The 23,318-nt window shown below is 70.1% G+C and carries 22 protein-coding genes and 1 tRNA gene; 8 read left to right on the forward strand and 15 right to left on the reverse strand.

The features are described from left to right. Window positions 1–30: 30 nt before the first annotated feature. The 6 genes from tgt to AAG688_RS12745 form a co-directional block, all read right to left on the reverse strand. Complete coding sequence (tgt, locus tag AAG688_RS12720) at window positions 31–1,170, reverse strand: tRNA guanosine(34) transglycosylase Tgt (protein ID WP_411832612.1); 1,140 nt, start codon at window positions 1,168–1,170, stop codon at window positions 31–33. A 197-nt stretch (window positions 1,171–1,367) separates the two neighbouring features. Continuing rightward, complete coding sequence (locus tag AAG688_RS12725) at window positions 1,368–2,366, reverse strand: ABC transporter ATP-binding protein (protein ID WP_411832613.1); 999 nt, start codon at window positions 2,364–2,366, stop codon at window positions 1,368–1,370. Beyond that, the gene (locus AAG688_RS12730) at window positions 2,363–4,039 is read right to left on the reverse strand and encodes an ABC transporter permease (RefSeq protein ID WP_411832614.1); all 1,677 of its coding nucleotides are present in this window, start codon (window positions 4,037–4,039) and stop codon (window positions 2,363–2,365) included. The genes AAG688_RS12725 and AAG688_RS12730 overlap by 4 nt, the downstream gene beginning before the upstream one ends. 13 nt (window positions 4,040–4,052) lie before the next feature. Further along, window positions 4,053–5,153: a Fe(3+) ABC transporter substrate-binding protein gene (locus AAG688_RS12735; protein WP_411832615.1), complete on the reverse strand. Its 1,101-nt coding sequence runs from the start codon at window positions 5,151–5,153 to the stop codon at window positions 4,053–4,055. 642 nt (window positions 5,154–5,795) lie between these two features. Further along, window positions 5,796–6,827, reverse strand: a complete 1,032-nt coding sequence (queA, locus tag AAG688_RS12740; protein ID WP_411832616.1) for a tRNA preQ1(34) S-adenosylmethionine ribosyltransferase-isomerase QueA — start codon at window positions 6,825–6,827, stop codon at window positions 5,796–5,798. 37 nt (window positions 6,828–6,864) lie between these two features. Beyond that, window positions 6,865–7,296, reverse strand: coding sequence for an Lrp/AsnC family transcriptional regulator (locus AAG688_RS12745; protein WP_411832617.1), 432 nt, complete (start codon window positions 7,294–7,296; stop codon window positions 6,865–6,867). Window positions 7,297–7,410: 114 nt separating this feature from the next. Between AAG688_RS12745 and AAG688_RS12750 the strand changes: the two genes are divergently transcribed. The 3 genes from AAG688_RS12750 (at window position 7,411) to AAG688_RS12760 (ending at window position 10,994) form a co-directional block, all read left to right on the forward strand. Further along, window positions 7,411–8,907 carry an aminotransferase class III-fold pyridoxal phosphate-dependent enzyme gene (locus tag AAG688_RS12750; RefSeq protein ID WP_411832618.1) on the forward strand — a complete coding sequence of 499 codons (1,497 nt, stop codon included), beginning with the start codon at window positions 7,411–7,413 and terminating at the stop codon, window positions 8,905–8,907. Window positions 8,908–9,059: 152 nt separating this feature from the next. Then, entirely contained in the window at window positions 9,060–9,692 is a 633-nt protein-coding gene (gene upp, locus AAG688_RS12755) for a uracil phosphoribosyltransferase (RefSeq protein WP_411832619.1), read from the forward strand. A 54-nt stretch (window positions 9,693–9,746) separates the two neighbouring features. After that, window positions 9,747–10,994 carry a hypothetical protein gene (locus AAG688_RS12760; RefSeq protein WP_411832620.1) on the forward strand — a complete coding sequence of 416 codons (1,248 nt, stop codon included), beginning with the start codon at window positions 9,747–9,749 and terminating at the stop codon, window positions 10,992–10,994. 492 nt (window positions 10,995–11,486) lie between these two features. Here AAG688_RS12760 and AAG688_RS12765 read toward each other — a convergent pair whose 3' ends face one another. From AAG688_RS12765 to rsmD, 7 genes are all read right to left on the reverse strand, one after another. After that, the gene (locus AAG688_RS12765; RefSeq protein ID WP_411832621.1) at window positions 11,487–11,951 is read right to left on the reverse strand and encodes an REP-associated tyrosine transposase; all 465 of its coding nucleotides are present in this window, start codon (window positions 11,949–11,951) and stop codon (window positions 11,487–11,489) included. Window positions 11,952–12,177: 226 nt separating this feature from the next. After that, window positions 12,178–13,068: an MBL fold metallo-hydrolase gene (locus AAG688_RS12770; protein ID WP_411832622.1), complete on the reverse strand. Its 891-nt coding sequence runs from the start codon at window positions 13,066–13,068 to the stop codon at window positions 12,178–12,180. A 76-nt stretch (window positions 13,069–13,144) separates the two neighbouring features. Then, window positions 13,145–14,824: a gamma-glutamyltransferase gene (ggt, locus tag AAG688_RS12775; RefSeq protein WP_411835005.1), complete on the reverse strand. Its 1,680-nt coding sequence runs from the start codon at window positions 14,822–14,824 to the stop codon at window positions 13,145–13,147. Window positions 14,825–14,915: 91 nt separating this feature from the next. Further along, entirely contained in the window at window positions 14,916–15,164 is a 249-nt protein-coding gene (locus AAG688_RS12780; protein WP_411832623.1) for a YfhL family 4Fe-4S dicluster ferredoxin, read from the reverse strand. A 110-nt stretch (window positions 15,165–15,274) separates the two neighbouring features. After that, window positions 15,275–15,760: a hypothetical protein gene (locus AAG688_RS12785; RefSeq protein ID WP_411832624.1), complete on the reverse strand. Its 486-nt coding sequence runs from the start codon at window positions 15,758–15,760 to the stop codon at window positions 15,275–15,277. A gap of 54 nt (window positions 15,761–15,814) precedes the next feature. After that, the gene (gene coaD, locus AAG688_RS12790; protein ID WP_411832625.1) at window positions 15,815–16,333 is read right to left on the reverse strand and encodes a pantetheine-phosphate adenylyltransferase; all 519 of its coding nucleotides are present in this window, start codon (window positions 16,331–16,333) and stop codon (window positions 15,815–15,817) included. Further along, a complete protein-coding gene (rsmD, locus tag AAG688_RS12795) occupies window positions 16,330–16,971 on the reverse strand; it encodes a 16S rRNA (guanine(966)-N(2))-methyltransferase RsmD (RefSeq protein WP_411832626.1) in 642 nt (213 codons plus the stop codon). Before rsmD ends, coaD begins: the two co-directional genes overlap by 4 nt. A 181-nt stretch (window positions 16,972–17,152) precedes the next feature. Here rsmD and htpG point away from each other — a divergent pair, with 181 nt between their 5' ends. Continuing rightward, window positions 17,153–19,057, forward strand: a complete 1,905-nt coding sequence (gene htpG / locus AAG688_RS12800; protein WP_411832627.1) for a molecular chaperone HtpG — start codon at window positions 17,153–17,155, stop codon at window positions 19,055–19,057. 376 nt (window positions 19,058–19,433) lie between these two features. Here htpG and AAG688_RS12805 read toward each other — a convergent pair whose 3' ends face one another. Next, window positions 19,434–19,733 carry a hypothetical protein gene (locus tag AAG688_RS12805; protein ID WP_411832628.1) on the reverse strand — a complete coding sequence of 100 codons (300 nt, stop codon included), beginning with the start codon at window positions 19,731–19,733 and terminating at the stop codon, window positions 19,434–19,436. A 125-nt stretch (window positions 19,734–19,858) separates the two neighbouring features. Between AAG688_RS12805 and ftsY the strand changes: the two genes are divergently transcribed. The 3 genes from ftsY to AAG688_RS12820 all read left to right on the forward strand — a co-directional run bounded on the left by ftsY (window position 19,859) and on the right by AAG688_RS12820 (window position 22,551). Beyond that, window positions 19,859–21,076, forward strand: a complete 1,218-nt coding sequence (gene ftsY, locus AAG688_RS12810) for a signal recognition particle-docking protein FtsY (RefSeq protein WP_411832630.1) — start codon at window positions 19,859–19,861, stop codon at window positions 21,074–21,076. A 113-nt stretch (window positions 21,077–21,189) separates the two neighbouring features. Then, window positions 21,190–22,248, forward strand: a complete 1,059-nt coding sequence (gene mutY, locus AAG688_RS12815) for an A/G-specific adenine glycosylase (RefSeq protein WP_411832631.1) — start codon at window positions 21,190–21,192, stop codon at window positions 22,246–22,248. A 33-nt stretch (window positions 22,249–22,281) separates the two neighbouring features. After that, window positions 22,282–22,551, forward strand: a complete 270-nt coding sequence (locus AAG688_RS12820; RefSeq protein WP_411832632.1) for an oxidative damage protection protein — start codon at window positions 22,282–22,284, stop codon at window positions 22,549–22,551. A 46-nt stretch (window positions 22,552–22,597) separates the two neighbouring features. Here the strand turns inward: AAG688_RS12820 and AAG688_RS12825 are convergent, their stop codons facing one another. Beyond that, window positions 22,598–23,053, reverse strand: coding sequence for a DUF6491 family protein (locus AAG688_RS12825; protein ID WP_411832633.1), 456 nt, complete (start codon window positions 23,051–23,053; stop codon window positions 22,598–22,600). A 177-nt stretch (window positions 23,054–23,230) separates the two neighbouring features. Here AAG688_RS12825 and AAG688_RS12830 point away from each other — a divergent pair. Further along, window positions 23,231–23,306, forward strand: a tRNA-Phe gene (locus tag AAG688_RS12830). Window positions 23,307–23,318 lie beyond the last annotated feature (12 nt).

A 23,318-nucleotide genomic window follows, 5' to 3' on the forward strand; every position in this document is an offset into this window, starting at 1 on the left:
GGCCCGCCGACCGCACGGCCCGCCTGCCGCTCAGGCCACCGGCGCCGGCATCCCCCGGGCGGCGTAGAAGCCCGCGCGGAAATCGGCGAAGCGCCCCTCGGTGATTGCGGCACGCATGCCCGCCATCACCTGCTGGTAGTACCAGAGGTTGTGCAGGGTGCCGAGCATCGGCGCGAGCATCTCGTTGCAGCGGTCCAGGTGGCGCAGGTAGGCGCGGGTGAAGCCGTTGCGGCAGGCATGGCAGCCGCAGCCCGGCTCGATCGGCTGCAGGTCGTGCTCGTATTTCGAATTGCGGATGCGCACGGTGCCGGTGGAGGTGAAGTAGTGGCCGTTGCGGGCGTTGCGGGTCGGCATCACGCAGTCGAACATGTCCACGCCGCGCGCGACCGCCTCGACCAGGTCCTCCGGCCGGCCGACGCCCATCAGGTAGCGCGGCCGATCGGCCGGTAGCTGCGGGCAGGTGTGTTCGAGCATCGCATTGCGCTCGGCCTCGGTCTCGCCGACCGCCAGGCCGCCGATCGCGTAGCCGTCGAAGCCGATCGCCTTCAGCCCTTCGGCCGAGCGCGTGCGCAGCTCGTGGTGCACGCCGCCCTGCACGATGCCGAACAGCGCCGCGTCGTTGCCCTCGTGGGCGCGCCGGGAGCGTTCGGCCCAGCGCAGCGACAGTTCCATCGAGCGCTCGACCACGCGCCGGTCCACCGGCTTGCCGTCGACGTTCACCGGCGGGCACTCGTCGAAGATCATCACGATGTCGCTGTCCAGCACCTTCTGGATTCGCATGCTCTCCTCGGGACCGAGGAACACCCGGGCGCCGTCGGTCGGCGAGGCGAAGGTCACCCCGGCCTCGGTGATCTTGCGCCGGTGCGCCAGCGAGAACACCTGGAAGCCGCCGGAGTCGGTCAGGATCGGCTTGTCCCAGCGGGCGAAGCCGTGCAGGCCGCCGTGCTCCTCGATGACCTGGAGGCCGGGGCGCAGGTACAAGTGGAAGGTGTTGCCGAGGATGATCTCGGCGCCCAACTCCTTGATGTGCTCGGGCAGGATGCCCTTGACCGACCCGTAGGTGCCCACCGGCATGAAGGCCGGGGTCTCGATGGTGCCGCGCGGGAAGCTCAGGCGGCCGCGGCGGGCCGCACCGTCGCGGCCGAGCAGTTGGAACTGGAGTCGGGACATTGGCAGGAGCGGGATACGGGGCCGGTCATTGTCGCGGATAACGGCGGCGGCGGCGATCCGCGGCGCGCATCCGTCACCGGCGTCTCGCGATTCCGTCATCCCCTCATAGCAAAGGCACGCCTCCGCCTGCGCTGGGATGACGATGGGCAGAACAGCGGAGCAAGCTCCGCTCTACGGCGAGGATGGGATTCGGAGATTCAACCACCCGGCGGAAAACGCACCGGCGCCGGATCCCGCCAGCGCAGCCGAATGATCTGGCCGGGCTGCGCGGCCGCCTCGTCGTCCAGGTCCAGTTCGACGACGTCGCCGCTGTCCAGCCGCACCTGCGCCAGCCAGCCCGGGCCGCGGAAGGTGTACGACAGCACCTGCCCGGCCACACCGCCGTCGGGATCGCAGCGCAGGTGCTCCGGGCGCAGCAGCACCCGGTGTTCCCCGGCCTCGCCGAGCGCCGCGGCGTCCACCAGCAATCCGCGGCCGATGAACCCGGCCACCTGCGGCGCAGCCGGACGCTGGTACAGCGCACGGGCCGTATCCCATTGCAGCAGACGGCCGGCGTCCATCACGCCGATGCGGTCGGCCATCGCGAAGGCCTCGGCCTGGTCGTGGGTGACCATCAGCGCGGTCGCGCCGGCCTGGCGCAGCAGGTCGCGCAGTTCGCGCGCCAGCCGCTCGCGGGTATGGATGTCGAGGTTGGAGAACGGCTCGTCCAGCAACAGCAGCGCCGGCCGCGGCGCCAGCGCACGCGCCAGCGCCACCCGCTGCTGCTGGCCACCGGAAAGCTCGTGCGGGTACGCGCTGGCGCTGGCCTGCAGCCCGACCAGCGCCAACATCGCGCCGACCCGCGCCGCGCGCTCGCGCCGCGGCAGTGCGCGCAGGCCGAAGCCGACGTTGCCGGCCACGTCCAGGTGCGGGAACAGCGCGTAGTCCTGGAACATCATGCCGACCCGGCGCCGCTCCGGCGGCACGTGCAGCCCGGCGACGGCCACGTCCCTGCCCTGCAAGCGGATAAGCCCGCCCTGCACCGGCTCGAACCCGGCGATGGCGCGCAGCACCGTGGTCTTGCCGCAGCCCGAGGCGCCGAGCAGGCAGCCGAGCTGCCCCTCCTCCAGCCGCAGCGACAATCCCTCGACCACGCGCTTCGGGCCGCCCGGCGACGGGTAGGCCACGTCGATGCGATCGAGTTCCAGCGCGCTCATGCCGCTCCCCCTTCATGGGCCAGGCGCGTGCCGGTGCGCGCCAGCAGCACCACCGGCAGCAGCCCGGCCAGCACGATCAGCAGCGCGGCGATCGCGCCTTCCTCGTAGGCGCCGCGCGCCGCGTCGGCGTACAGCCAGGTCGCCAGCGTCTCGAAGCCCAGCGGTCGCAGCATCAGCGTGGCCGGCAGTTCCTTCATCGCATCGACGAACACCAGCAGCGCCGCCGCGGCCAGCGCCGGTTTCAGCAGCGGTAGGTGCACGCCGGCGAGCATGCCGGTCGCGCCGCGGCCGAGCCCGCGCGCAGCCTGGTCCAGCGACGGCGAAATGCGCGCCAGCCCGGCCTCGGCGCTGCCGATGGCGATGACCAGGAAGCGCAGCACGTAGGCCAGCACCAGCGCCGCGGCCGTGCCCATCAGCCACAGCCGCGGCGGATGGCCGAAGCCGCGCATCACCGCGTCGATCGCGCCGTCGCCCCACGACAGCGCCGACAGCAGGCCGATCGCCAGCACGGTGCCGGGAATCGCATAGCCCAGCCCGGCCACGCGCAGGCTGATCGCCTGCAAGCGTGCGCGCCGCCGCGCCTGCGCCAGCCGCAGCGCCCACGCCACCGCCAGCCCGGCGGCCAGCGTGACCGCGGTCGCCAGCGCCGCGACCTGCAGCGTGTTGGCCAGCGCGGACAGCAGTTGCGGCGACAGGCCACTGCCCTGGCGCAGCCGGATCGCCGTTTCCCACGCCAGGTGCAAGGCCGGCAGCACGAAGCCGAGCACGACCGGCACGGCGACGGCGAATAGCGCGAGCATCGCCGCCGCCCCGCGCAAGCGATGCGGCCGCATCGGCCGCGGACGCTGCTGCACGAAGTAGCGCTGACGCCGGCGGCCGTAGCGCTCGACGCCGACCAGCAGCACCACGATCAGCAGCATCGCCAGCGCGATCTGCGCCGCACCCGGCAGGTCGCTGCGGGTGATCCAGGTGGTGTAGACCTGCACGGTCAGCGTCTGCACGCCGAGGAATTCGGAAGCGCCGATGTCGTTGAGGGTTTCCAGCAGCACCAGCACGGTGCCGATGGCGATGGCCGGGCGTGCCAGCGGCAGCGCGACCCGGACGAACACGCCGCGGCGGCCGACGCCCAGCGTGCGCGCCGCCTCCAGCAACCCGGCCGCCTGGGTCAGGAACATCGCCCGCGTGCTCAGGTAGACGTACGGATACAGCACCAGCGCCATCAGCACGATGCAGCCGCCGAGCGAGCGCACGTCGGGCAGGCGAAAACCGCGCGGGTCGGCGATGCCCAGCAGCGCGCGCAGCGCGGACTGCACCGGCCCCAGCGGATGCAGCAGATCCAGGTAGGTGTAGGCGACGATGTAGGTCGGCACCGCCAGCGGCAGCAGCAGCGCCCAGCTCATCGCCCCGCGCCCGGGGAAATCGTAGGCGGTGACCAGCCACGCCGCGCCGGTGCCGATCAGCAGCGACAGCGCGCCGACTCCGCCCAGCAGCAGCAGCGTGTTCAGGCTGGCGCGCGGCAGCACGTGCACGGCGATGTGCGACCACAGGCCCACGCTGCCCTGCGCCGCCTGCCAGGCCAGCGCCATCAGCGGCAGCGCGACCAGCAGCGCGATCAGCGGCGACGACGCCCGCCACAGGCGTTCGCCGCCGCCGTCCAGCACCTTCACCGGCATGCGATTGGCGCGATCAGTTGTCGAAGCCGACCTTGTCCACCAGTTCGCTGGCCTGCTTGCGGTGCCTGGCCACTTCGGTCAGCGGCAACGGATCGATCTTCATCTCGCCGAAGCCGGCCACCACCGGGTCCAGTTCCACGCCGGCCTTGACTGGATATTCATAGTTGGCCTTCGCGTACAGGCCCTGCGCCTGGTCGGACACCAGGAACTCCAGCAGCCGCACCGCGCCATCGCGATTCGGCGCGTGCCGGGCCACCGCCGCGCCGCTGATGTTGACGTGGGTGCCGCCGGCCTCGCCGGCCGAGGCGAACACCGGCCGGATCACCTTGATCGCATCGCCCCACTGGCGCTGCTCGGAACCTTCCTCGCTGTTCTTCATCCGGCCGACGTAGTAGGCGTTGGCGATGCCGATGTCGCAGATGCCGCCGAGGATGTCGCGCGCCACCTCGCGATCGCCGCCGGCCGCCGCGCGCGCCAGGTTGGCCTTGACCCCGCGCAGCCACCGCTCGGTCGCCTCGGCGCCGGCGTGCGCGATCATCGCCGCGATCAGGCTGGTGTTGTACGGATGCTGGCCCGAGCGGATGCAGACCTTGCCCTTCCATTCCGGCCTGGCCAGATCCTCGTAGGCGAAACCGTCCAGCGCCAGGTCCTTGCGCGCGTACAGCACGCGATCGCGCAGCGACAGCGCGAACCACTCGCCGTCCGCGCCGCGCAGATGCGCCGGGATCGCCGCGGCCAGCATGTCGGACTGCACCGGCTGGGTGTGTCCGGCCTCGACCAGATCCAGCAGGTTGCCGCTGTCCACCGTCATCAGCACGTCGGCCGGCGAGCGCTCGCCCTCGGCGCGCAGCCGCTCCGGCAGGCCGTCGCGCACGAACACGGTGTTGACCTTGACGCCGGTCTGCGCGGTGAACGCATCGAGCAGCGGCTGCACCAGTCCGGGCTCGCGGGTGGTGTAGAGGTTGACCTCGCCGCCCTGGGCGGGCGACGGCGCCGCCGCCTCGCCGGCGGGGGCGTCGGAAGCACGGTTGCATGCACTCAGCAGCAATACCATCGCGACAGCGGCGAACCGGCGGCCAGCGGGACGAACATGGGAAACGACGTCGGGAAGCATCGGAAAATCTCCTGCGTAGAGGGACCGGCTCTGGCGTCGCCGTGAACGCATGGCTGGAGCTGCGAAATGCCGATATTAGTGGCTCGCCCGTTCGCCGCCAACCGCGGCAACACACGCAGCTGTGTTCGCTGGATCCGATTCATCCTGTAGAGCTGAGCTTGCTCCGCTGCCCTGGGCTCCGGAGCCGATGCAGCCGAGCAAGCTCGGCTCTACAGCCCAAGCACGCGCTCACGGCCGGTGAAGGCCGACACCAGCATCAGCTCGCCAGGTCCGACTCGTCCTCAACCTGTAGAGCGGAGCTTGCTCCGCTGCTCTGGACTCCGGAGCCGATGCAGCCGAGCAAGCTCGGCTCTACAGCCCAAGCACACGCTCACGGCCGGTGACGGCCGACACCAGCATCAGCTCGCCAGGTCCGACTCGTCCAACCTGTAGAGCGGAGCTTGCTCCGCTGCCCTGGCTCTCCGGAACCGATGCAGCCGAGCAAGCTCGGCTCTACAGCCCAAGCACGCGCTCACCGTCGGTGAAGGCCGACACCAGCATCAGCTCGCCAGGTCCGACTCGTCCTCAACCTGTAGAGCGGAGCTTGCTCCGCCGCCTTGGGCTCCGGAGCCGCTGCAGCCGAGCAAGCTCGGCTCTACAGCCTCAAGCGTGCTGCGGGAACAGCAGCATCGCGTCGCCGTAGGAGAAGAACCGGTAGCCCCGCTCCACCGCGTGCCGGTACGCGGCCAGCACGCGCTCGCGGCCGGCGAAGGCCGACACCAGCATCAGCAGCGTGCTTTCCGGCAGGTGGAAGTTGGTGACCATCGCGTCGACGCTGCGGATGCGGTAGCCGGGGAAGATGAAGATGCGGGTCTCGCCGGCGAACGGCTGCAACTCGCCATCACGCATCGCCGATTCCAGCGCGCGCACGACCGTGGTGCCGACCGCGATCACGCGACCGCCGCGCGCGCGCGCCGCGCGTGCCTGCTCGACCAGGTGCGCGCCGACGTTGAGCCACTCGCTGTGCATCTGGTGCTGGTGCACGTCGTCCACGCGCACCGGCTGGAAGGTGCCGGCGCCGACGTGCAGGGTGACGTGGCCGAACTCGACGCCGCGCTCGCGCAGCCGCGCCAGCAGCGCGTCGTCGAAATGCAGGCCGGCGGTCGGCGCGGCCACCGCGCCCAGCTCGCGCGCGAACACGGTCTGGTAGCGCTCGTCGTCGTCCTGCCCGGGATCGCGGCGGATGTAGGGCGGCAGCGGCAGCCGGCCGGCCTTCAGCAGCCAGCTTTCCAGCGAACCCTGCACGTCGAAGCACAGCCGGTAGAACTCGCCCTCGCGGCCGAGCACCTCGGCCTCGCCGCCGGCATCCAGGCGGATGCGCCCGCCCGGCCTGGGCGACTTGCTGGCGCCGATCTGCGCGCGCGCATGGTTGTCCGGCAGCAGCCGCTCGATCAGGATCTCGACGCGGCCGCCGCTGTCCTTCTGCCCGAACAGCCGCGCCGGGATCACCCGGGTGTCGTTGAACACCAGCAGGTCGCCGGCATGCAGCCAGTCCGGCAGATCGCGCACGTGGCGGTCTGCCGGCGGCGCATCGCCCGGCGGCACCACCAGCAGCCGGCTGGCCGAGCGCTCGGCCAGCGGCGCCTGCGCGATCAGCGCCTCGGGCAGGTCGAAATGGAAATCGGACTTCTTCACGGGATAGGCCCTGCAAGGCCGCGCATTGTACGTGAGGCTAGCGTTCGAACTTGGTCGACAGCACGATCGACGAGGTGGTCCGCTCGACGCCCTCGAGGCCGCCGATGCGATCGGTCAGCACGTCCATGTCGTTGACGGTGGGCACCACGCCGACCGCGATCAGGTCGTAGGCGCCGCTGACCGAGTGCAGTGTGCGCAGTTCCGGCATCGCGCGCAGCGCCGCCACCACCGAGGTCATCTGCTTGGGATACACGGTGATCATGATGTGCGCGCGCAGGTAGCCGCGCTCGAACTCGTCGCTGACCCGCACCGTGTAGCCGCCGATCACGCCCTCGTGCTCCAGCCGATCGATGCGGCTCTGCACGGTGGTGCGCGACAGGCCGAGCCGGCGCGCGATCTGCGCGGTGGAGGCGCGCGCGTTCTCGCGCAGCAGGGACAGCAGCAGTTCGTCGGAGGCGGTGAGCTTCATTTGTCTGGCCGTTTCGTCGATTCGACGAAACAGGCGTCGAAACCGCACGAATCATAACTGTCAAACGACGAATTTATCCAGATAATAGAATCCTTGTCCGTCCAGGAGAGTCCCATGACCTTCATCCAGCAGCTCGCCCCCCTGCGCGCCCACAAGGGCAAGCGCCTGACCACCGGCCTGGACGATGCCGTGCTGGAGCAGCTTGCGGCCTCGCATCCGGCGCTGCCGGCAGCCGTCGAGGCGGCGGCGCGGGCGCACGCGGAGTTGAAGGACGAGTTCGCCGAACTGTTCGACCTGGACGAGGACGCGCAGGTGCGCGCCGTGCAGGCCGGCTTCGTCAACTTCTACGCCGACGACGCGGTCAACCCGTACGTGGCGCTGGCCGCGCGCGGCCCGTGGGTGGTCAGCATCAACGGCGCGGTGCTGTACGACGCCGGCGGCTACGGCATGCTCGGCTTCGGCCACACGCCGGAAAGCGTGCTGGCGGCGATGGCGCGGCCGCAGGTGATGGCCAACATCATGACCCCGAGCCTGTCGCAGCTGCGCTTCGACCGCGCGCTGCGCCGCGAGATCGGCCATACCCGCGGCGGCTGTCCGTACGCGCGCTTCCTGTGCCTGAACTCCGGCTCCGAGTCGGTCGGCCTGGCCGCGCGCATCGCCGACGTCAACACCAAGCTGCAGACCGACCCGGGCGGGCGCCACGCCGGCCGCGCGATCAGGCGCATCGTGGTCAAGGGCAGCTTCCACGGCCGCACCGAGCGCCCGGCGCTGTACTCGGATTCCACCCGCAAGACCTACCAGCAGCACCTGGCCAGCTACCGCGACGAGGACACGCTGATCGCCATCGAGCCCTACGACGTCGAGGCGCTGCGCCGCGCGTTCGCCGACGCCGAGCGCGAAGGCTGGTTCGTCGAGGCGGTGTTCGTCGAGCCGGTGATGGGCGAAGGCGACCCGGGGCGCTCGCTGCCGCCGGCCTTCTACGCCGCCGCGCGCGAACTGACCCGCGCCCACGGCAGCCTGCTGCTGGTCGACTCGATCCAGGCCGGCCTGCGCGCGCACGGCGTGCTGTCGATCGTCGACTATCCCGGCTTCGAGGGCCTGGACGCGCCGGACATGGAGACCTATTCCAAGGCGCTCAACGCCGCCCAGTACCCGCTGTCGGTGCTGGCGGTCAACGAACACGCCGCCGGCCTGTACCGCAAGGGCATCTACGGCAACACCATGACCAGCAACCCGCGCGCGCTCGACGTGGCCTGCGCGGTGCTGGAGCAGTTGACCCCGCAGGTGCGTGACAACATCCGCGCGCGCGGCCGCGAGGCGGTGGAGAAGCTGGAGAAGCTCAAGGACGAACTGGGCGGCCTGATCACCAACGTGCAGGGCACCGGCCTGCTGTTCTCGTGCGAGCTGTCGCCGCAGTTCAAGTGCTACGGTGCCGGCTCCACCGAGGAATGGCTGCGCCGGCACGGCATGAACGTGATCCACGGCGGCGCCAATTCGCTGCGCTTCACCCCGCACTTCATGATGAGCGCCGAAGAGCTGGATCTGCTGGTGTCGATGATCGGCCGCGCGCTGCGCGAAGGCCCGCGCATCGCCCAGGCTGCGGCGGCCTGACCCACGGCGATCATCCGGAAAGGGAGGGTGCTTGCAGGCATCCGGCAGCTTCCTCCCTTCTCCCGCGAGTGGGGAAAGGCAGCACGATCCCTTCCCGCTTCGCCGGCGATGGCTTGGCTTAAGCTAGGCGCACACCCTTGCCCGGCATGCGCATGAAAACCGTCGAAGTCCGCCATCCGCTGGTCCAGCACAAGATCGGCCTGCTGCGCGACGCCGCGCTCAGCACCAAGTGCTTCCGCGAACTGGTCACCGAACTGGGCACGCTGCTGGCCTACGAGGCCACCGCCGATCTGGAGACCGAAGCCCACGTCCAGCCCGGCTGGGCCGGTCCGGTCGAGGTGCGCCGCATCGCCGGCGCCAAGATCACGCTGGTGCCGATCCTGCGTGCCGGGCTGGGCATGCTGCCGGGCGTGCTGGCGCTGATCCCGGCCGCCAAGGTCAGCGTGGTCGGCCTGCAGCGCGACGAGCAGACGCTGCAACCGGTGTCCTATTTCGAGAAGCTCACCGGCCGGCTCGACGAGCGCGACGCGCTGATCCTGGATCCGATGCTGGCCACCGGCGGCACCCTGATCGCCACCATCGACATGCTCAAGCGCGCCGGCGCACGCCGCATCAAGGGCATCTTCCTGGTCGCCGCGCCGGAAGGGCTGCGCGCGCTGGAAGCCGCGCATCCGGACACCGAGGTCTACACCGCCGCCATCGACCAGCGCCTCAACGACAAGGGCTACATCCTGCCCGGCCTGGGCGATGCGGGCGATCGCATCTTCGGCACGCGGATGGGTTGATTGCCCGCGAGGTCCGGCAGCCCATCGGACAGCGCCGCCATGAGGAACGCCGCCATGCGCCATGCCATCCCCTTCGCGCTCACGCTGGCGACGCTGGCCCTGGCAGCGGGCCATTCGACCGCCCGCGACAAGCCGGCGGCAGCCAACGGCGAGGACGTTCCCGCCTTGGCGCCGATCCGCAGCCAGGCCGACCTGCGCCGGCACCTGGAGACCATCCCGCGTTCGCGCTCGCCATTGGGGCGACTGCCGGATCGTGCGCTGCGCCGCTTCCTGTCGCAATTGAGGTTCAACGAGAAGGGCGTCGTCTCGCTGCCCACCGCCGAACTGTCCGGCGAACTGGCCGACGACGAGATCCGCGCGATCCTGCTCCTGCTGGAGCTGCCCGGCTACGCCGGAATCATCCGCAGCAATGCCGGTGATGGACCGAGGCCCGCGCCCGCCGGGCACTGGCCCCGCCTCGACGCCGAAGCGATGGGCAGGGTCGAGCGGCTCGAAACCCTGTTGCGCACGCTCGGCGCGGAGGGCCCGCGCGAAATCCATTACGAGCGCCTGTTCGGCCCGCTGCGCACGGAGGATGCCGCCGCGCTGGCCGACGACGAACTTCGCGCCTACTTCGACGCCGCGCAGGCGACCGCGTTCGACACCCATTCCGCCGCCAGCATGGCGGACCTGGGCCGCATCGTCGCAGCGCTGGAACAGCGCGGCCGGCTGCGTCCGGGCGACCGGCGCGCCCATTACCGGCTGCTGATCGCCACGCGGGATCTACCCGCCGCCAATCGCCTGCTGGCCGTGCATCCCGATATCGACGATGCGCCGCCGGAGATCATCGATGCACCGCGCGCCAATGCATTGCGGGTGGAAGGCGATGCCGGCAACCGCTGGCGCAAGGTGGACGTGGACACCTCCGCGCTGCGCATCGTCGCGGTGGCCGGACTGGGATGCCGCTTCTCGCAGGAAGCCTTCCGCGTCCTGCACGCTCACCCGCAACTCGGCCCGGCGCTGGCCTCGCGCGGACTGGTGCTGTTTCCGCAGACCACGCCGCTGGACGCCGGCGCGCTGCGGCAATGGCAGGCGCGCCATCCCGGCCTGGTCCCGCACCTCGCCTGGCGCGACAGCCAGTGGGCGATGCTCGCCGACAAGCACACGCCGGTGTTCCACTTCATGCGCGAAGGCAAGGTTGTCGAGATCGTGGAAGGCTGGCCCGAGGGCGGCAACGTGGCGGCGCTGGAAGAAGCGCTGATGCGTTTGGAAGACGAGCAGCGGAGCAAGCTCCGCTCTACAGGAGAAGGTGAGCATTTGTAGAGCCGAGCTTGCTCGGCTCCAATCCGCTCAAACAGCGGAGCAAGCTCCGCTCTAAGAGGACGGATGCCTGTAGAGCCGAGCTTGCTCGGCTCCAATCCGGTCAAACAGCGGAGCAAGCTCCGCTCTACAGGAGGATGAATGCTGTAGAGCCGAGCTTGCTCGGCTCCAATCCGCTCAAACAGCGGAGCAAGCTCCGCTCTACAAGAGGACGGATGCCTGTAGAGCCGAGCTTGCTCGGCTCCAATCCGCTCAAACAGCGGAGCAAGCTCCGCTCTACAGGAGGATGAATGCTGTAGAACCGAGCTTGCTCGGCTCCAATCCGGACAGGCAGCGGAGCAAGCTCCGCTCTACAAGAGGACGGATGCCTGTAGAGCCGAGCTTGCTCGGCTCCAATCCGCTCAAGTAGCGGAGCAAGCTCCGCTCTACAAAAGAATGGATGCCTGTAGAGCCGAGCTTGCTCGGCTCCGACCGACAAGCAGAGCAGGCCCCACGTTACAGATCCGCGCTGTCCCGGATCCATTCGCACCACCAGTGCGGGTAATCCTCGATTTGCTCGACCAGACCGCTGCGCACCGGGTTGGCAACCAGGTAGCGGATCTGCGCCCGGAGATCCTCATGGCCACGCAACCGGTGATCGTAAAAGCCGGCCTGCCAGATCCGTCCGACACGGCCGGATGCATTATTGATGGCGCATGCGGACCTCGATTTGAACGCCTGGAGGCAACGGCTCAGCGTTCCCTCGCGCAGCACCAGCACCCAGTGCAGATGATCCGGCATCACCACCCACGCCAACGACCGAATCCGGCCTTCCTCCTCGCAACGGTCGATCTCTGCGGCGACATGCCCGGCAAGCCCGGTTTCCAGGAGCAACGGCTTCCTGGACGCGATGACCGTGGTCACCGCGTAGATGGCCTCGCGTTCGGAGATGCGACCGATGGTCAAACGTGGAGTCGTCATGCGGAAAGCATGGCGATTGCGGCCGCCGGCTCCATCGGGAAGCGTCCCGGGGCATTATCGGAATAATCCGGAATCGTGGGGCGGCAGAGCGGAGCAAGCTCCGCTCTACAAGACGATGAGCGCCTGTAGAGCCGAGCTTGCTCGGCTCCAGCCGGACAAGCAGCGGAGCAAGCTCCGCTCTACAGGAGGATGAATGCTGTAGAGCCGAGCTTGCCCGGCTCAGCCGTCAAGCCGCCAGCGGCCGCGCCGACAACTCGGCGACTTCGTGCGTGGTGGCGAAACGGCCCTTGTCGTCGCGCACCACCTGCGCCAGCGCGCAGCCGGGGTCGTGGGTGAAGAACAGGCGCACGCCGCGCGCCAGCTTGTCCTCGAGGAAGGCGCGCTTCTCGTCGATCAGCAGCTCGGCGTTGCGGTCGTAGCCCATCGTGATCGGTACGTGCACCCACGGGCGGCCGGGGATTAGGTCGGCGCAGAAGACCACGCCGCCGTGCGGCTGGCCGTCGCGCATGTCCGGACCGGCGATCTCGGCCAGCATCAGCCCCGGCGTGTGGCCGTCGCTGAAGCCGAAGCGCACCGACTCGCCCAGCGCGCGCGAATGCTCGCCCTCGACGATCTCCAGCCGGCCGCTGGCCTGCAGCAGCCCGGGCAGTTCGGGGATGAAGCTGGCGCGATCGCGCGGATGCGGCTTCAGCGCGCGCTGCCAGTGCTCGGCGCCGATCAGGTAGGTCGCGTTGGGGAACAGCAGTTCCGGCGCGCGCCCTTCCGCCCACGGCGCCAGCAGGCCGCCGGCGTGATCGAAGTGCAGGTGGCTCAGCACCACCACGTCGATGTCCTCGTGCGAGAAGCCGGCCTCGCGCAGCGAATCGAGCAGCACGTGGCGCTCTTCCTGCACGCCGTAGCGCTCGCGCATCTTCGGATCGAAGAACGCGCCGATGCCGGTCTCGAACAGCACGGTCTTGCCGTTCAGCGGCGCGGCCAGCAGCGCGCGGCAGGCCAGGGCGATGCGGTTGTGCTCGTCCGGCGGCGACCACTTCTCCCACAGCGCGCGCGGCGCGTTGCCGAACATCGCGCCGCCGTCGAGCTTCTGCGAGTTGCCGATGATCGACCAGAGTTTCATGGCGGTATTCCTGCTGTGCACGGTCCGGGCGTTATTGTAGCGCCGGCGTCCCGGCACGCCGCCCGCGCGGCGCGGTTCAGCGCGTGGCCGCCTCCACCGCGCCCTTGCCGACCGGATTGCGCGGATCGCTGCCGCTGCGCAGCGCATCGTTCCGGCGATCCCATTCCACGGTCTGGAAATTGCCCCAGACGTGGCTGGAGCCGCGCCCGCCCGCGGCCTCGTCGCCGGGCAGGTCCAGCTTGTGCCCCATCGCCTGCAGCGCGCGCACGGCCTCGGCGTCGAACGCGCCGCGCTCGGCCTCGATCGCGTCCGGCAGCCACTGGTGGTGGTAGCGCGGCAGCGCGGCGACCTGCTGCGCGTCCAGTCCCGCGTCGTAGCCGAGGATGCCCAGCAGCACCATCGTGATGATGCGGCTGCCGCCCGGGGTGCCGAGCACGGCCACCCTGTCGGCCGACTCGATGAAGGTCGGCGTCATCGAGCTGAGCATGCGCTTGCCCGGCGCCGGCGCGTTGGCCTCGAAGCCCATCACGCCGAACGCGTTGGGCGTGCCCGCCTTCAGCGCGAAGTCGTCCATCTCGTTGTTGAGCAGCACGCCGGTGCCCTTGGGGATCAGGCCCGATCCGTACAGCAGGTTCACCGTCTGCGTGCCGGCCACGCGGTTGCCGTCGGCGTCGATGATGGAGAAGTGGGTGGTTTCCTCGTCCTCCAGCGGCGTCGGCCGCCCGGACAGCAGGTCGCTGGGCGTGGCGCGCTCCGGATGGATGGTCGCGCGCAGGCCCAGCGCGTAGTCCTTGCTGGTCAGCACGCGCTGCGGGATGTGGACGAAATCCGGATCGCCGAGGAAGAACGTGCGATCGCGGTAGGCGCGGCGCATCGACTCGACCACCAGGTGGGCGCGCTGCGCCTGGTCCAGCTGCGCGAGATCCCAGCCTTCCAGGATCTGCAGCATGCCGGCCAGGGCGATGCCGCCGGAGGACGGCGGCGGCGCGGTGGTGACCTTCCAGCCGCGGTAGTCGAAGCTGATCGGCGTGCGCCACTTGACCCGGTAGCCGGCCAGTTCGTCGGCGTTCCAGCGGCCGCCGGCCTGGTTGACGCCGCGGATCAGCCGGCGCGCGGTCTCGCCGCGGTAGAAGCCGTCGAAGCCCTTGTCGGCCAGCCGCTGCAGCGTCGCCGCCAGTTCCGGCTGCCTGAACAGATCGCCCTCGGCGATCGGCCGGCCCTGCCGCAGGTACACCTCGCGCGTGCCGGGATAGCGCTCCATCACCGCGCGGCGCGCCTGGTAGCCGCGCGCCATCCGGCCGTAGACCGGGAAACCCTCGCGCGCCACCCGGATCGCCGGCGCCAGCGACGCCGATAGCGGCAGGCGGCCGTGGCGCTGCGCCAGTTCGACCAGCGCGGCGGGCAGGCCGGGGATGCCGGCCGACCACGCGCCGTTGATCGAGCGATCGCGATCGAGCTCGCCGTCCTTGTCGAGGAAGCTCTCCGGCGTGGCCGCGGCCGGCGCGATCTCGCGCGCGTCGAGGAACAGGTCCTGCCCGGTCGCCGCGTCGTGCAGCAGGAAGAAACCGCCGCCGCCGATGCCCGAGCTGATCGGCTCGACCACCGACAGCGTCGCCGACACCGCCACCGCCGCGTCGAAGGCGTTGCCGCCGGCCTGCAGGATGGCGAAGCCGGCGTCGGTGGCCAGGTGGTGCGCACTGGCGATGGCCGCGCCCGGCGGCTTTTGCGCCGCCGGGCGGCCGTCGGCCGCGTGCAGCGCCGGCGCGGCGGCGAGGAACCCGAAGGCGAGGACGAGGGCGGCGAGTTTGCGCAGTATCACGAAGGCTCCTGCATGGGGTCGGACGCGGTCAGCCGCCCTGCAACAGGCGCAGCTTGGCCAGCAGTTGATCGTGGGTTTCCGGATGCGCCGGGTCGGGGTCGATGCATTCGACCGGGCAGACCACCACGCACTGCGGTTCGTCGAAGTGGCCCACGCATTCGGTGCAGCGCGCGGGGTCGATCACGTAGATCTCCGGCCCCGCCGAGATGGCCTGGTTGGGGCAGGCCGGTTCGCAGACATCGCAGTTGACGCAGAGTTCGTTGATCTTGAGGGACATTCTTCTTTCGTCATCCCCGCCCATGCGGGAAGCGTTTCACGGCCACGGGCCGGCGCGACGCCGGGCCCGTGCCTGCGCGCGGCCGCCGATGGCGGCCGCGCGCGCAAGGATCACTTGGCCTCGACGAACACGTACTCGGCGCCCGACGGTTCGACCGCCACCTTGACCCGGGCGTTGTCGGCGGCATCGCCGATGAACAGCACGCGCACGCCCTTCAGCGTGTCGGCCTCGACGCCCTCGAACGAGGCCACCGCCAGGTCCGCGACCCGCGCGCTGGCCGGCGAGCCGAACGCGATCAGGTTGCCGGCGGTGATGCCGCGCGCCATCGCGCCCTTGGCCTGCTCGAGCTGGCGGCCGTACTTGGCCTCGAATTCCGGGTCGTTCTCGGCCGGCAGGTAGTACATGTACGGGGTATTGGTGATCGGCCCCATGTTGTTGATGACCACTTCCTGCAGGTAGGTCTTCCAGGCGGCGTCATCAGTGCCGGTCGGCGCGGTCAGCGGAGCGGCTTCGACCACCGGGGCTTCCTGCTTCTTGCAGGCGGCGAACGGCAGCACGAGGCAGGCGGCCAGCATCAGGCGTGTAGCGATCTTCATCTTCATCTCCCCTTCGATAAGGTCAGGCGTTGCGTTACTGGTCTTGCGTGGCTTTCAGGGTTCGGGCGTCTGGCCCGGCTTGCGCTTCCATTGGGTCTGCAGCGCGGCGGCCACCGCCGGCGTCACGAATCCGGACACGTCCCCGCCCAGCCGCGCGACCTCGCGCACCAGCGAGGACGAGATGAACCCGTATTGCTCGGACGGGGTCAGGAACAGGGTTTCCACCTCGGGAATCAGGTGGCGGTTCATGCTCGCCAGCTGGAACTCGTATTCGAAGTCCGAGACCGCGCGCAGGCCGCGCAGCAGCACGCCGCCGCCGACCTCCTTGACGAAATGCGCCAGCAGGCAGTCGAAGCCGCGCACCTCCACGTGCCGGTGGTGGGCGGTGGCGTCGCGGGCCAGCTCGACGCGCTGCGCCAGCGGCAGCGCCGGTCCCTTGGCCGGGCTCTCGGCCACGCCGATGATCAGGCGCTCGAACAGCGGCGCGGCACGATCGATCAGGTCGATGTGCCCGTTGGTGACCGGATCGAAGGTGCCCGGATAGACCGCGATGCGGTTGCGTGCCACGTTCATTGGGAAACCGTCGCCTCGGCCACTGTCGCAGGAGACGGAAGTGTATCAGCGCCCCGCCCGTCGGCGCTGCGGTACAGCGCGAAGCGCACCTCGCGGGTGCCGCCCTCGCGGTGCAGCGTCCATTCGGCCGGCACCGGCGGCGCCTGCCCGGCCGGCGATTCGACGTAGATCCAGGCCCGTGGCGCCAGCCGCGGCGCCAGCGCCGGCAGCGCGCGCTCCCACAGCCCCTGCGCGAACGGCGGATCGACGAAGGCGATGTCGAATGGCCCGCCGACGCCGCGGGTCAGCCAGGCCAGCGCGTCGTCGTTGACGATTTCGGCGCGGTCCTGCGCGGACAGGCGCGCGGCCACCTCGCGCAGCCGCCGCGCCAGCGCCGGGTCGCGCTCGACCAGCACCGCCGTCGCCGCCCCGCGCGACAGCGCCTCCCAACCCAGCGCGCCGGTGCCGGCGAACAGGTCCAGCACGCGCGCGCCCGGCAGCGCGTGCATCAGCCAGTTGAACAGCGTCTCGCGCACGCGGTCGCCGCTGGGGCGCAGGCCAGGGCTGTCGGGCACGTCCAGCCGGGTGCCGCGCCAGCGCCCGCCGATGATGCGCACCTGCCCGCCCGCCGCGGCGCGGCCGCCGCGCCGGGCGTTCATGCGCGCGGCCGCGGCGGATGCGGCGTTCGTATGGAGCGGATGGGTGACATGCGCGGTGCCGGAGATGTCTGTCGCAGGCCGCCGATGATAGCCCGTGGCGCTTGAAATCCGGCCGCCGCGCCCACACCGCAGGGGCGTTCGCCGCGTCCGCGGCACCCGCCACCGATGGAGCAGACCCACGATGACCGTAGAGACCCGCAAGGAAACCCTGGGCTTCCAGACCGAGGTGAAGCAGCTACTGCACCTGATGATCCATTCGCTGTACTCGAACAAGGAGATCTTCCTGCGCGAGCTGGTGTCCAACGCCGCCGACGCCGCCGACAAGCTGCGCTTCGAGGCGCTGACCCGGCCCGAGCTGCTGGAAGGCGGCGGCGACCTGCGCATCCGCATCGACTACGACGCGAGTGCGCGCACGCTGACCATCGAGGACAACGGCATCGGCATGAGCCGCGAGGAGGCCGTCGCGCACCTGGGCACCATCGCCAAGTCCGGCACCGCCGACTTCCTCTCCCGGCTGAGCGGCGACCAGAAGAAGGACGCCGGCCTGATCGGCCAGTTCGGCGTCGGCTTCTACAGCGCCTTCATCGTCGCCGACCGCGTCGACGTGTACAGCCGCCGCGCCGGGCTGCCGGCCGCCGAGGGCGTGCACTGGTCCAGCGCCGGCGAGGGCCAGTTCGAGGTCGCCACCGTCGACCGGCCCGAGCGCGGCACCCGCATCGTGCTGCACCTGAAGGACGGCGAGGAAGGGTTCGCCGACGGCTGGAAGCTGCGCGGCATCGTCAAGAAGTACTCCGACCACATCGCCCTGCCCATCGAGATGCGCAGGGAATCCGCCGGCGAGGACAAGGACGCGCCTGCCGAACCGGAATGGGAGACCGTCAACCGCGCCAGCGCGCTGTGGACGCGCCCGCGCAACGAGATCGAGGACGAGGAGTACAGGGAGTTCTACAAGCACATCGCCCACGACTTCACCGACCCGCTGACGTGGAGCCACAACAAGGTCGAGGGCAAGCTGGAATACGCCTCGCTGCTGTTCGTGCCGGCGCGCGCGCCCTACGACCTGTTCCACCGCGACGGCGCCAAGGGCCTGAAGCTGTACGTGCAGCGCGTCTTCATCATGGATCAGGCCGAGCAGTTCCTGCCGCTGTACCTGCGCTTCGTCAAGGGCGTGGCCGATTCGTCCGACCTGCCGCTCAACGTCTCACGCGAGATCCTGCAGTCCGGCCCGGTCATCGACTCGATGCGCGCGGCGCTGACCAAGCGCTCGCTGGACATGCTGGAGAAGCTGGCCAATGACAGGCCCGAGGACTACGCCACGTTCTGGAACCAGTTCGGCCAGGTGCTGAAGGAAGGCCCGGCCGAGGACTACGCCAACCGCGAGAGGATCGCCGGGCTGCTGCGCTTCGCCTCCACCTTCGACGCCAGCGGCGCGCAGGGCGTGGCCCTGGCCGACTACGTGGCGCGGATGAAGGAAGGCCAGGACAAGCTGTACTACCTGACCGGCGAGAGCCATGCGCAGATCAAGGACAGCCCGCACCTGGAGGTGTTCCGCAAGAAGGGCATCGAGGTGCTGCTGCTGACCGACCGCATCGACGAATGGCTGATGGGCTACCTGACCGAGTTCGACGGCAAGTCCTTCGTCGACGTCGCCCGCGGCGATCTGGATCTGGGCAAGCTGGATTCGGAGGAAGAGAAGAAGGCGCAGGAAGAGGCCGCCAAGTCGAAGGAGGGGCTGACCGCGCGCATCAAGGCGGCGCTGGGCGAGGACGTGGCCGAGGTGCGCGTCTCCCACCGCCTGACCGACTCGCCGGCGATCCTGGCCATCGGCCAGGGCGATCTCGGCCCGCAGATGCGCCAGATCCTGGAAGCCAGCGGCCAGAAGCTGCCCGAGACCAGGCCGGTGTTCGAGTTCAACCCCGGGCACCCGCTGATCGGCAAGCTCGACGCGGAGAGCGACGAAGGCCGCTTCGCCGATCTGGCGCGCGTGCTGTTCGACCAGGCCGCACTGGCCGCGGGCGACGGCCTGAAGGATCCGGCCGCCTACGTGCGCCGGCTGAACAAGCTGCTGCTGGAGCTGTCGGCCTGAGCCGGGCATTCCGAGCGAGAAAAAGAGCATGGGAGCGGCCGCTGGATTTGACGAATCCACGGCACAAGCCCCCTCACCCCAACCCTCTCCCCCGCAAGCGGGGGAGAGGGAGCGGGAGGTTGCGCACGGAACGTCTGCGGAATAAAGCTCCCTCTCCCCCATCGCATCGCGATGGGGGAGAGGGTTGGGGTGAGGGGGGCTTAGCTTATGTAGAGCCGAGCTTGCTCGGCTACGTCGGCTCCGGAGCCGGGAGCAGCGGAGCAAGCTCCGCTCTACAGGATCCGGGTCGCTTTCCCGGAGTTGTTGAAGAACCATTTCGTTTCATGCGTGACATCTTCGTCACCCCCGCCTTCGCCGGGATGACGGCAGAAACACTCTAGGCCCTCGCGTCCAGCAGGCTGCCCAACACCTCGTCGCCGATTTTCAACACGAACGCCCCGGCCTCGAACTGCAACCGGTAGGCCATCGCATCGACCACATCGCCCAGCGGCGCGAAAGGATCCGCAGGCGCCGGCCCCACGCTGGCCCGCACGCCGCCTTCCGGCACCGCCTCCAGATGTGCCGACTGGCGCGTCGCCGCCAGGTTGCCCAGGTTGGCGACGTTGTGCGCGGCCGCCTGCAAGCCGATGGCGGCGGCGCGCATGCCGGAGACGGCGATGTTGGCGATGGCGTTCACTGGCTGGTCCGGCGGAGGTTCCCGATGACGTTATCGGCCTGTTTTCCCCGCGCTTGAGGCCGCGCCTGCACGGGAGCCGAACGCCCCGGTGGTAGCATGTCGCTCCGTTTTCGACACTGTGCGCAATGGTCAGTTTTTTCCGCCGCAAGAAGCCCCAGGGGACCTCCGAGGCCACGAAACGCGGCTTCACCGCCGACGAACTGGCGGCCGCCTTCCCGCAGGCGCCGGCCGAGGCCATGCCGCCGCGCACCGAGGCCGCCGAACCTGCGCCGGACCGCACGGCCGACCTCGAAGCGCCGCCCGCTGCCGCGCCCGAAACCCTCCCGGTCCCGCCCGTCGCCCTCGTGCCCGCTTCGCCGCCGGCGGCCATGCCACCGCCGGAATCCGTCGATCCGGCGTCCTCCGCCTCCCCCGCTCCCGCCGGCAAGTCCGGCTGGCGCGAGCGCCTGCGCGGCAGCGCGTTCGCGCGCAGCTTCGGCGGCCTGTTCTCGCGCAATCCCAGGCTGGACGACGATCTGCTCGACGAGATCGAGACCGCGCTGCTGACCGCCGACGTCGGCGTGCCCGCCACCACCGCGCTGCTCGACGACCTGCGCAAGCGCATGAAGGCGCGCGAGTTCGCCGACGCCAACGCGCTGCTGGCCGCGCTGCGCGCCGACCTGATCGCGCTGCTGGCGCCGGTAGCCCGGCCGCTGGTCATCGATCGAAACGCCAGGCCCTTCGTCGTGCTGACCGTCGGCGTCAACGGTGTCGGCAAGACCACCACCATCGGCAAGCTCGCCAGGCGCTTCAAGGACGAAGGCCACGGCCTGATGCTGGCCGCCGGCGACACCTTCCGCGCCGCGGCGGTGGCGCAGTTGCAGGCCTGGGGCGAACGCAACGGCGTGACCGTGATCGCGCAGGGGCAGGACGCCGACCCGGCCTCGGTCGCCTTCGACGCCCTGCAGGCCGCCAAGGCGCGCGGCACCGAGGTGCTGATCGCCGACACCGCCGGCCGCCTGCACACCCAGACCGGGCTGATGAACGAACTGGGCAAGATCCGCCGCGTGCTCGGCAAGATCGACGCCGCCGCGCCGCACGAGGTGCTGATGGTGATCGACGGCACCACCGGCCAGAACGCGCTGTCGCAACTGCGCCAGTTCCATGCCGCGGTCGGCGTGACCGGACTGGTGGTGACCAAGCTCGACGGCACCGCCAAGGGCGGCGTGGTGTTCGCGCTGGCGCGCGAGTTCGGCATCCCGATCCGCTACGCCGGCATCGGCGAGCGGCCGGAGGACCTGCGCGTGTTCGACGCCGAGGCCTTCGTCGACGCGCTGCTGCCGGAAGCACTGGGCGGTGCCTGAGTGCGCCGCTTTGTGGGAGCGACGTCAGTCGCGACCGGACTTCCTGGCCAAGCGCGTCGCGACTGACGTCGCTCCCACAAGAAGCCGCACCTGAAGCATCCGCCACCGCCAGCATGCGCCAGCCTCCAGACACCTACGCCGACCGCTTGCTGCAGTGGTTCGATCGCCACGGCCGCCACGGCCTGCCCTGGCAGCATCCGCGCACGCCGTACCGGGTGTGGCTGTCGGAGATCATGCTGCAGCAGACCCAGGTCGCCACCGTCGTCCCGTATTTCCAGCGTTTCCTGCTGGCCTTCCCGACCCTGCCGGATCTGGCGGCGGCTTCGACCGACGCGGTGATGGCGCAGTGGGCGGGCCTGGGCTACTACGCCCGCGCGCGCAACCTGCACGCCGCCGCCAAGCACTGCGTCGAACTGCACGGCGGCGACCTGCCGCGCAACTTCGACGCGCTGCACGCGCTGCCCGGCATCGGCCGCAGCACCGCTGGCGCGATCCTGGCGCAGGCCTGGGACCTGCGCTTCCCGATCCTCGACGGCAACGTCAAGCGGGTGCTGGCGCGCTACCACGGCATCGCCGGCTGGCCCGGCCTGCCCGCGATCGAGAAGCAGCTGTGGGCCCTGGCCGAAGGCCACCTGCCCCACGCGCGCATGGCCGACTACACCCAGGCGCAGATGGATTTCGGCGCCACCCTGTGCACGCGCACCAACCCGGCCTGCGTGCTGTGCCCGCTGCAAGCGGACTGCGTCGCCCGCCGCGAGGGACTGACCGATGCCCTGCCCACGCCCAGGCCGGGCAAGCCGCTGCCCGAGCGCGAGGCGACCGCGCTGCTGCTGGAGAACGCGCGCGGCGAGGTGCTGCTGCAACGCAGGCCGACGACCGGCATCTGGGCCTCGCTGTGGACGCTGCCGCAGGCCGACACCGACGCGGCGCTGCGCGAATGGTCCGCACGCCACCTGCACGGCGACTACGACGCCGCCGAGGCGCTGCCGGTCATCGTCCACACCTTCACCCACTACCGCCTGCACCTGCAACCGCTGCGCCTTCGCAAGGTCGCCCTGCGCGACGCGGTGGGCGACAATGACGCGCTGCGCTGGATCGCGCCCGCCGACCTTCCCTCGCTGGGCCTGCCCGCCCCGATACGCAAGCTGCTTTCTGCCGTCATCCCCGCCTAGGCGGGAATCCAAGCGACTTCCCACGGAACGCCCATGACCCGCACCGTCTTCTGCCAGTACGAACAACGCGAAACCGAAGGCCTGGACTTCATCCCCTACCCGGGTGAACTGGGCAAGCGCGTCTTCGCGCACGTCGGCAAGAACGCCTGGGGCGCATGGCTGGCGCACCAGACCATGCTGATCAACGAGAACCGGCTGTCGCCGCGCGATCCCAAGCATCGCGCGTTCCTGGAGACGGAGCTGGAGAAGTTCCTGTTCGGCGGCGGCGCCGACAAGCCGGCCGGCTACGTGCCGGAGGCCTGAGAGGGGAGATTCGCCCCGCTCTTCCCGCGACCCGGCGATCGCCCGCTTACGGACGATCCTTCGCCTCTGCTTCGCGCGCGACCACCTCGGCCTTGCGCAACTCGGCCTGCGCGGCCTTGAGCGCCTTCACGTCCAGCGGGCGGATGGTCCTGATGTGGCACGGGATGCGCATGCCCGCCGCCCCGCCGCCCACCGGCATCACCCGGTCGAAGGTCGATACCTGGTTCATCATGCTGCTGATGGAGATGGCCGGCGCGTAGTCCAGATCCGGGCACGGCCCGGTCAGGTCGAGCAGGTAGGCCTCGTTGGGCCGAGTCCATACCGCGAGCGCCGAATTGCCCAGCGGCTGCCAGCCGTTGAGGCTGCCGAACAGCCTGAAGTCCCTCACCGGCGCGCCCGCGTTCTTGCGGAACATCGCCAGCCGCTCGGCGTCGGACTGCCCGGGCAGGCTGGAACAGGCGGAGAGAGCGGCCAGCGAACAGAGCAGGAATACACGTTTCATGATGCGGCTTCCCAATCGGGTGGAGGTTTCTCTTCCCCCGCCATCATGCACCCGCCCGCCGCACCCGCGTCAGGCCCACGACCGGCCCGTTCAGCGCACAGGCGGCTTGTCAGCCCGCCACGACTTCCCGTATCATTCGCGCCCTCGCACCGGCCTTAGCCGTACCGCGAAGACCTTGGCCGGGTAGCTCAGTTGGTAGAGCAAGGGATTGAAAATCCCTGTGTCGGGGGTTCGATTCCCTCCCCGGCCACCATCGATTCACCGA

This window comes from Pseudoxanthomonas mexicana (genome assembly GCF_046736355.1).
In the GTDB taxonomy this organism is placed as follows: Bacteria; Pseudomonadota; Gammaproteobacteria; order Xanthomonadales; family Xanthomonadaceae; genus Pseudoxanthomonas_A; species Pseudoxanthomonas_A mexicana_B.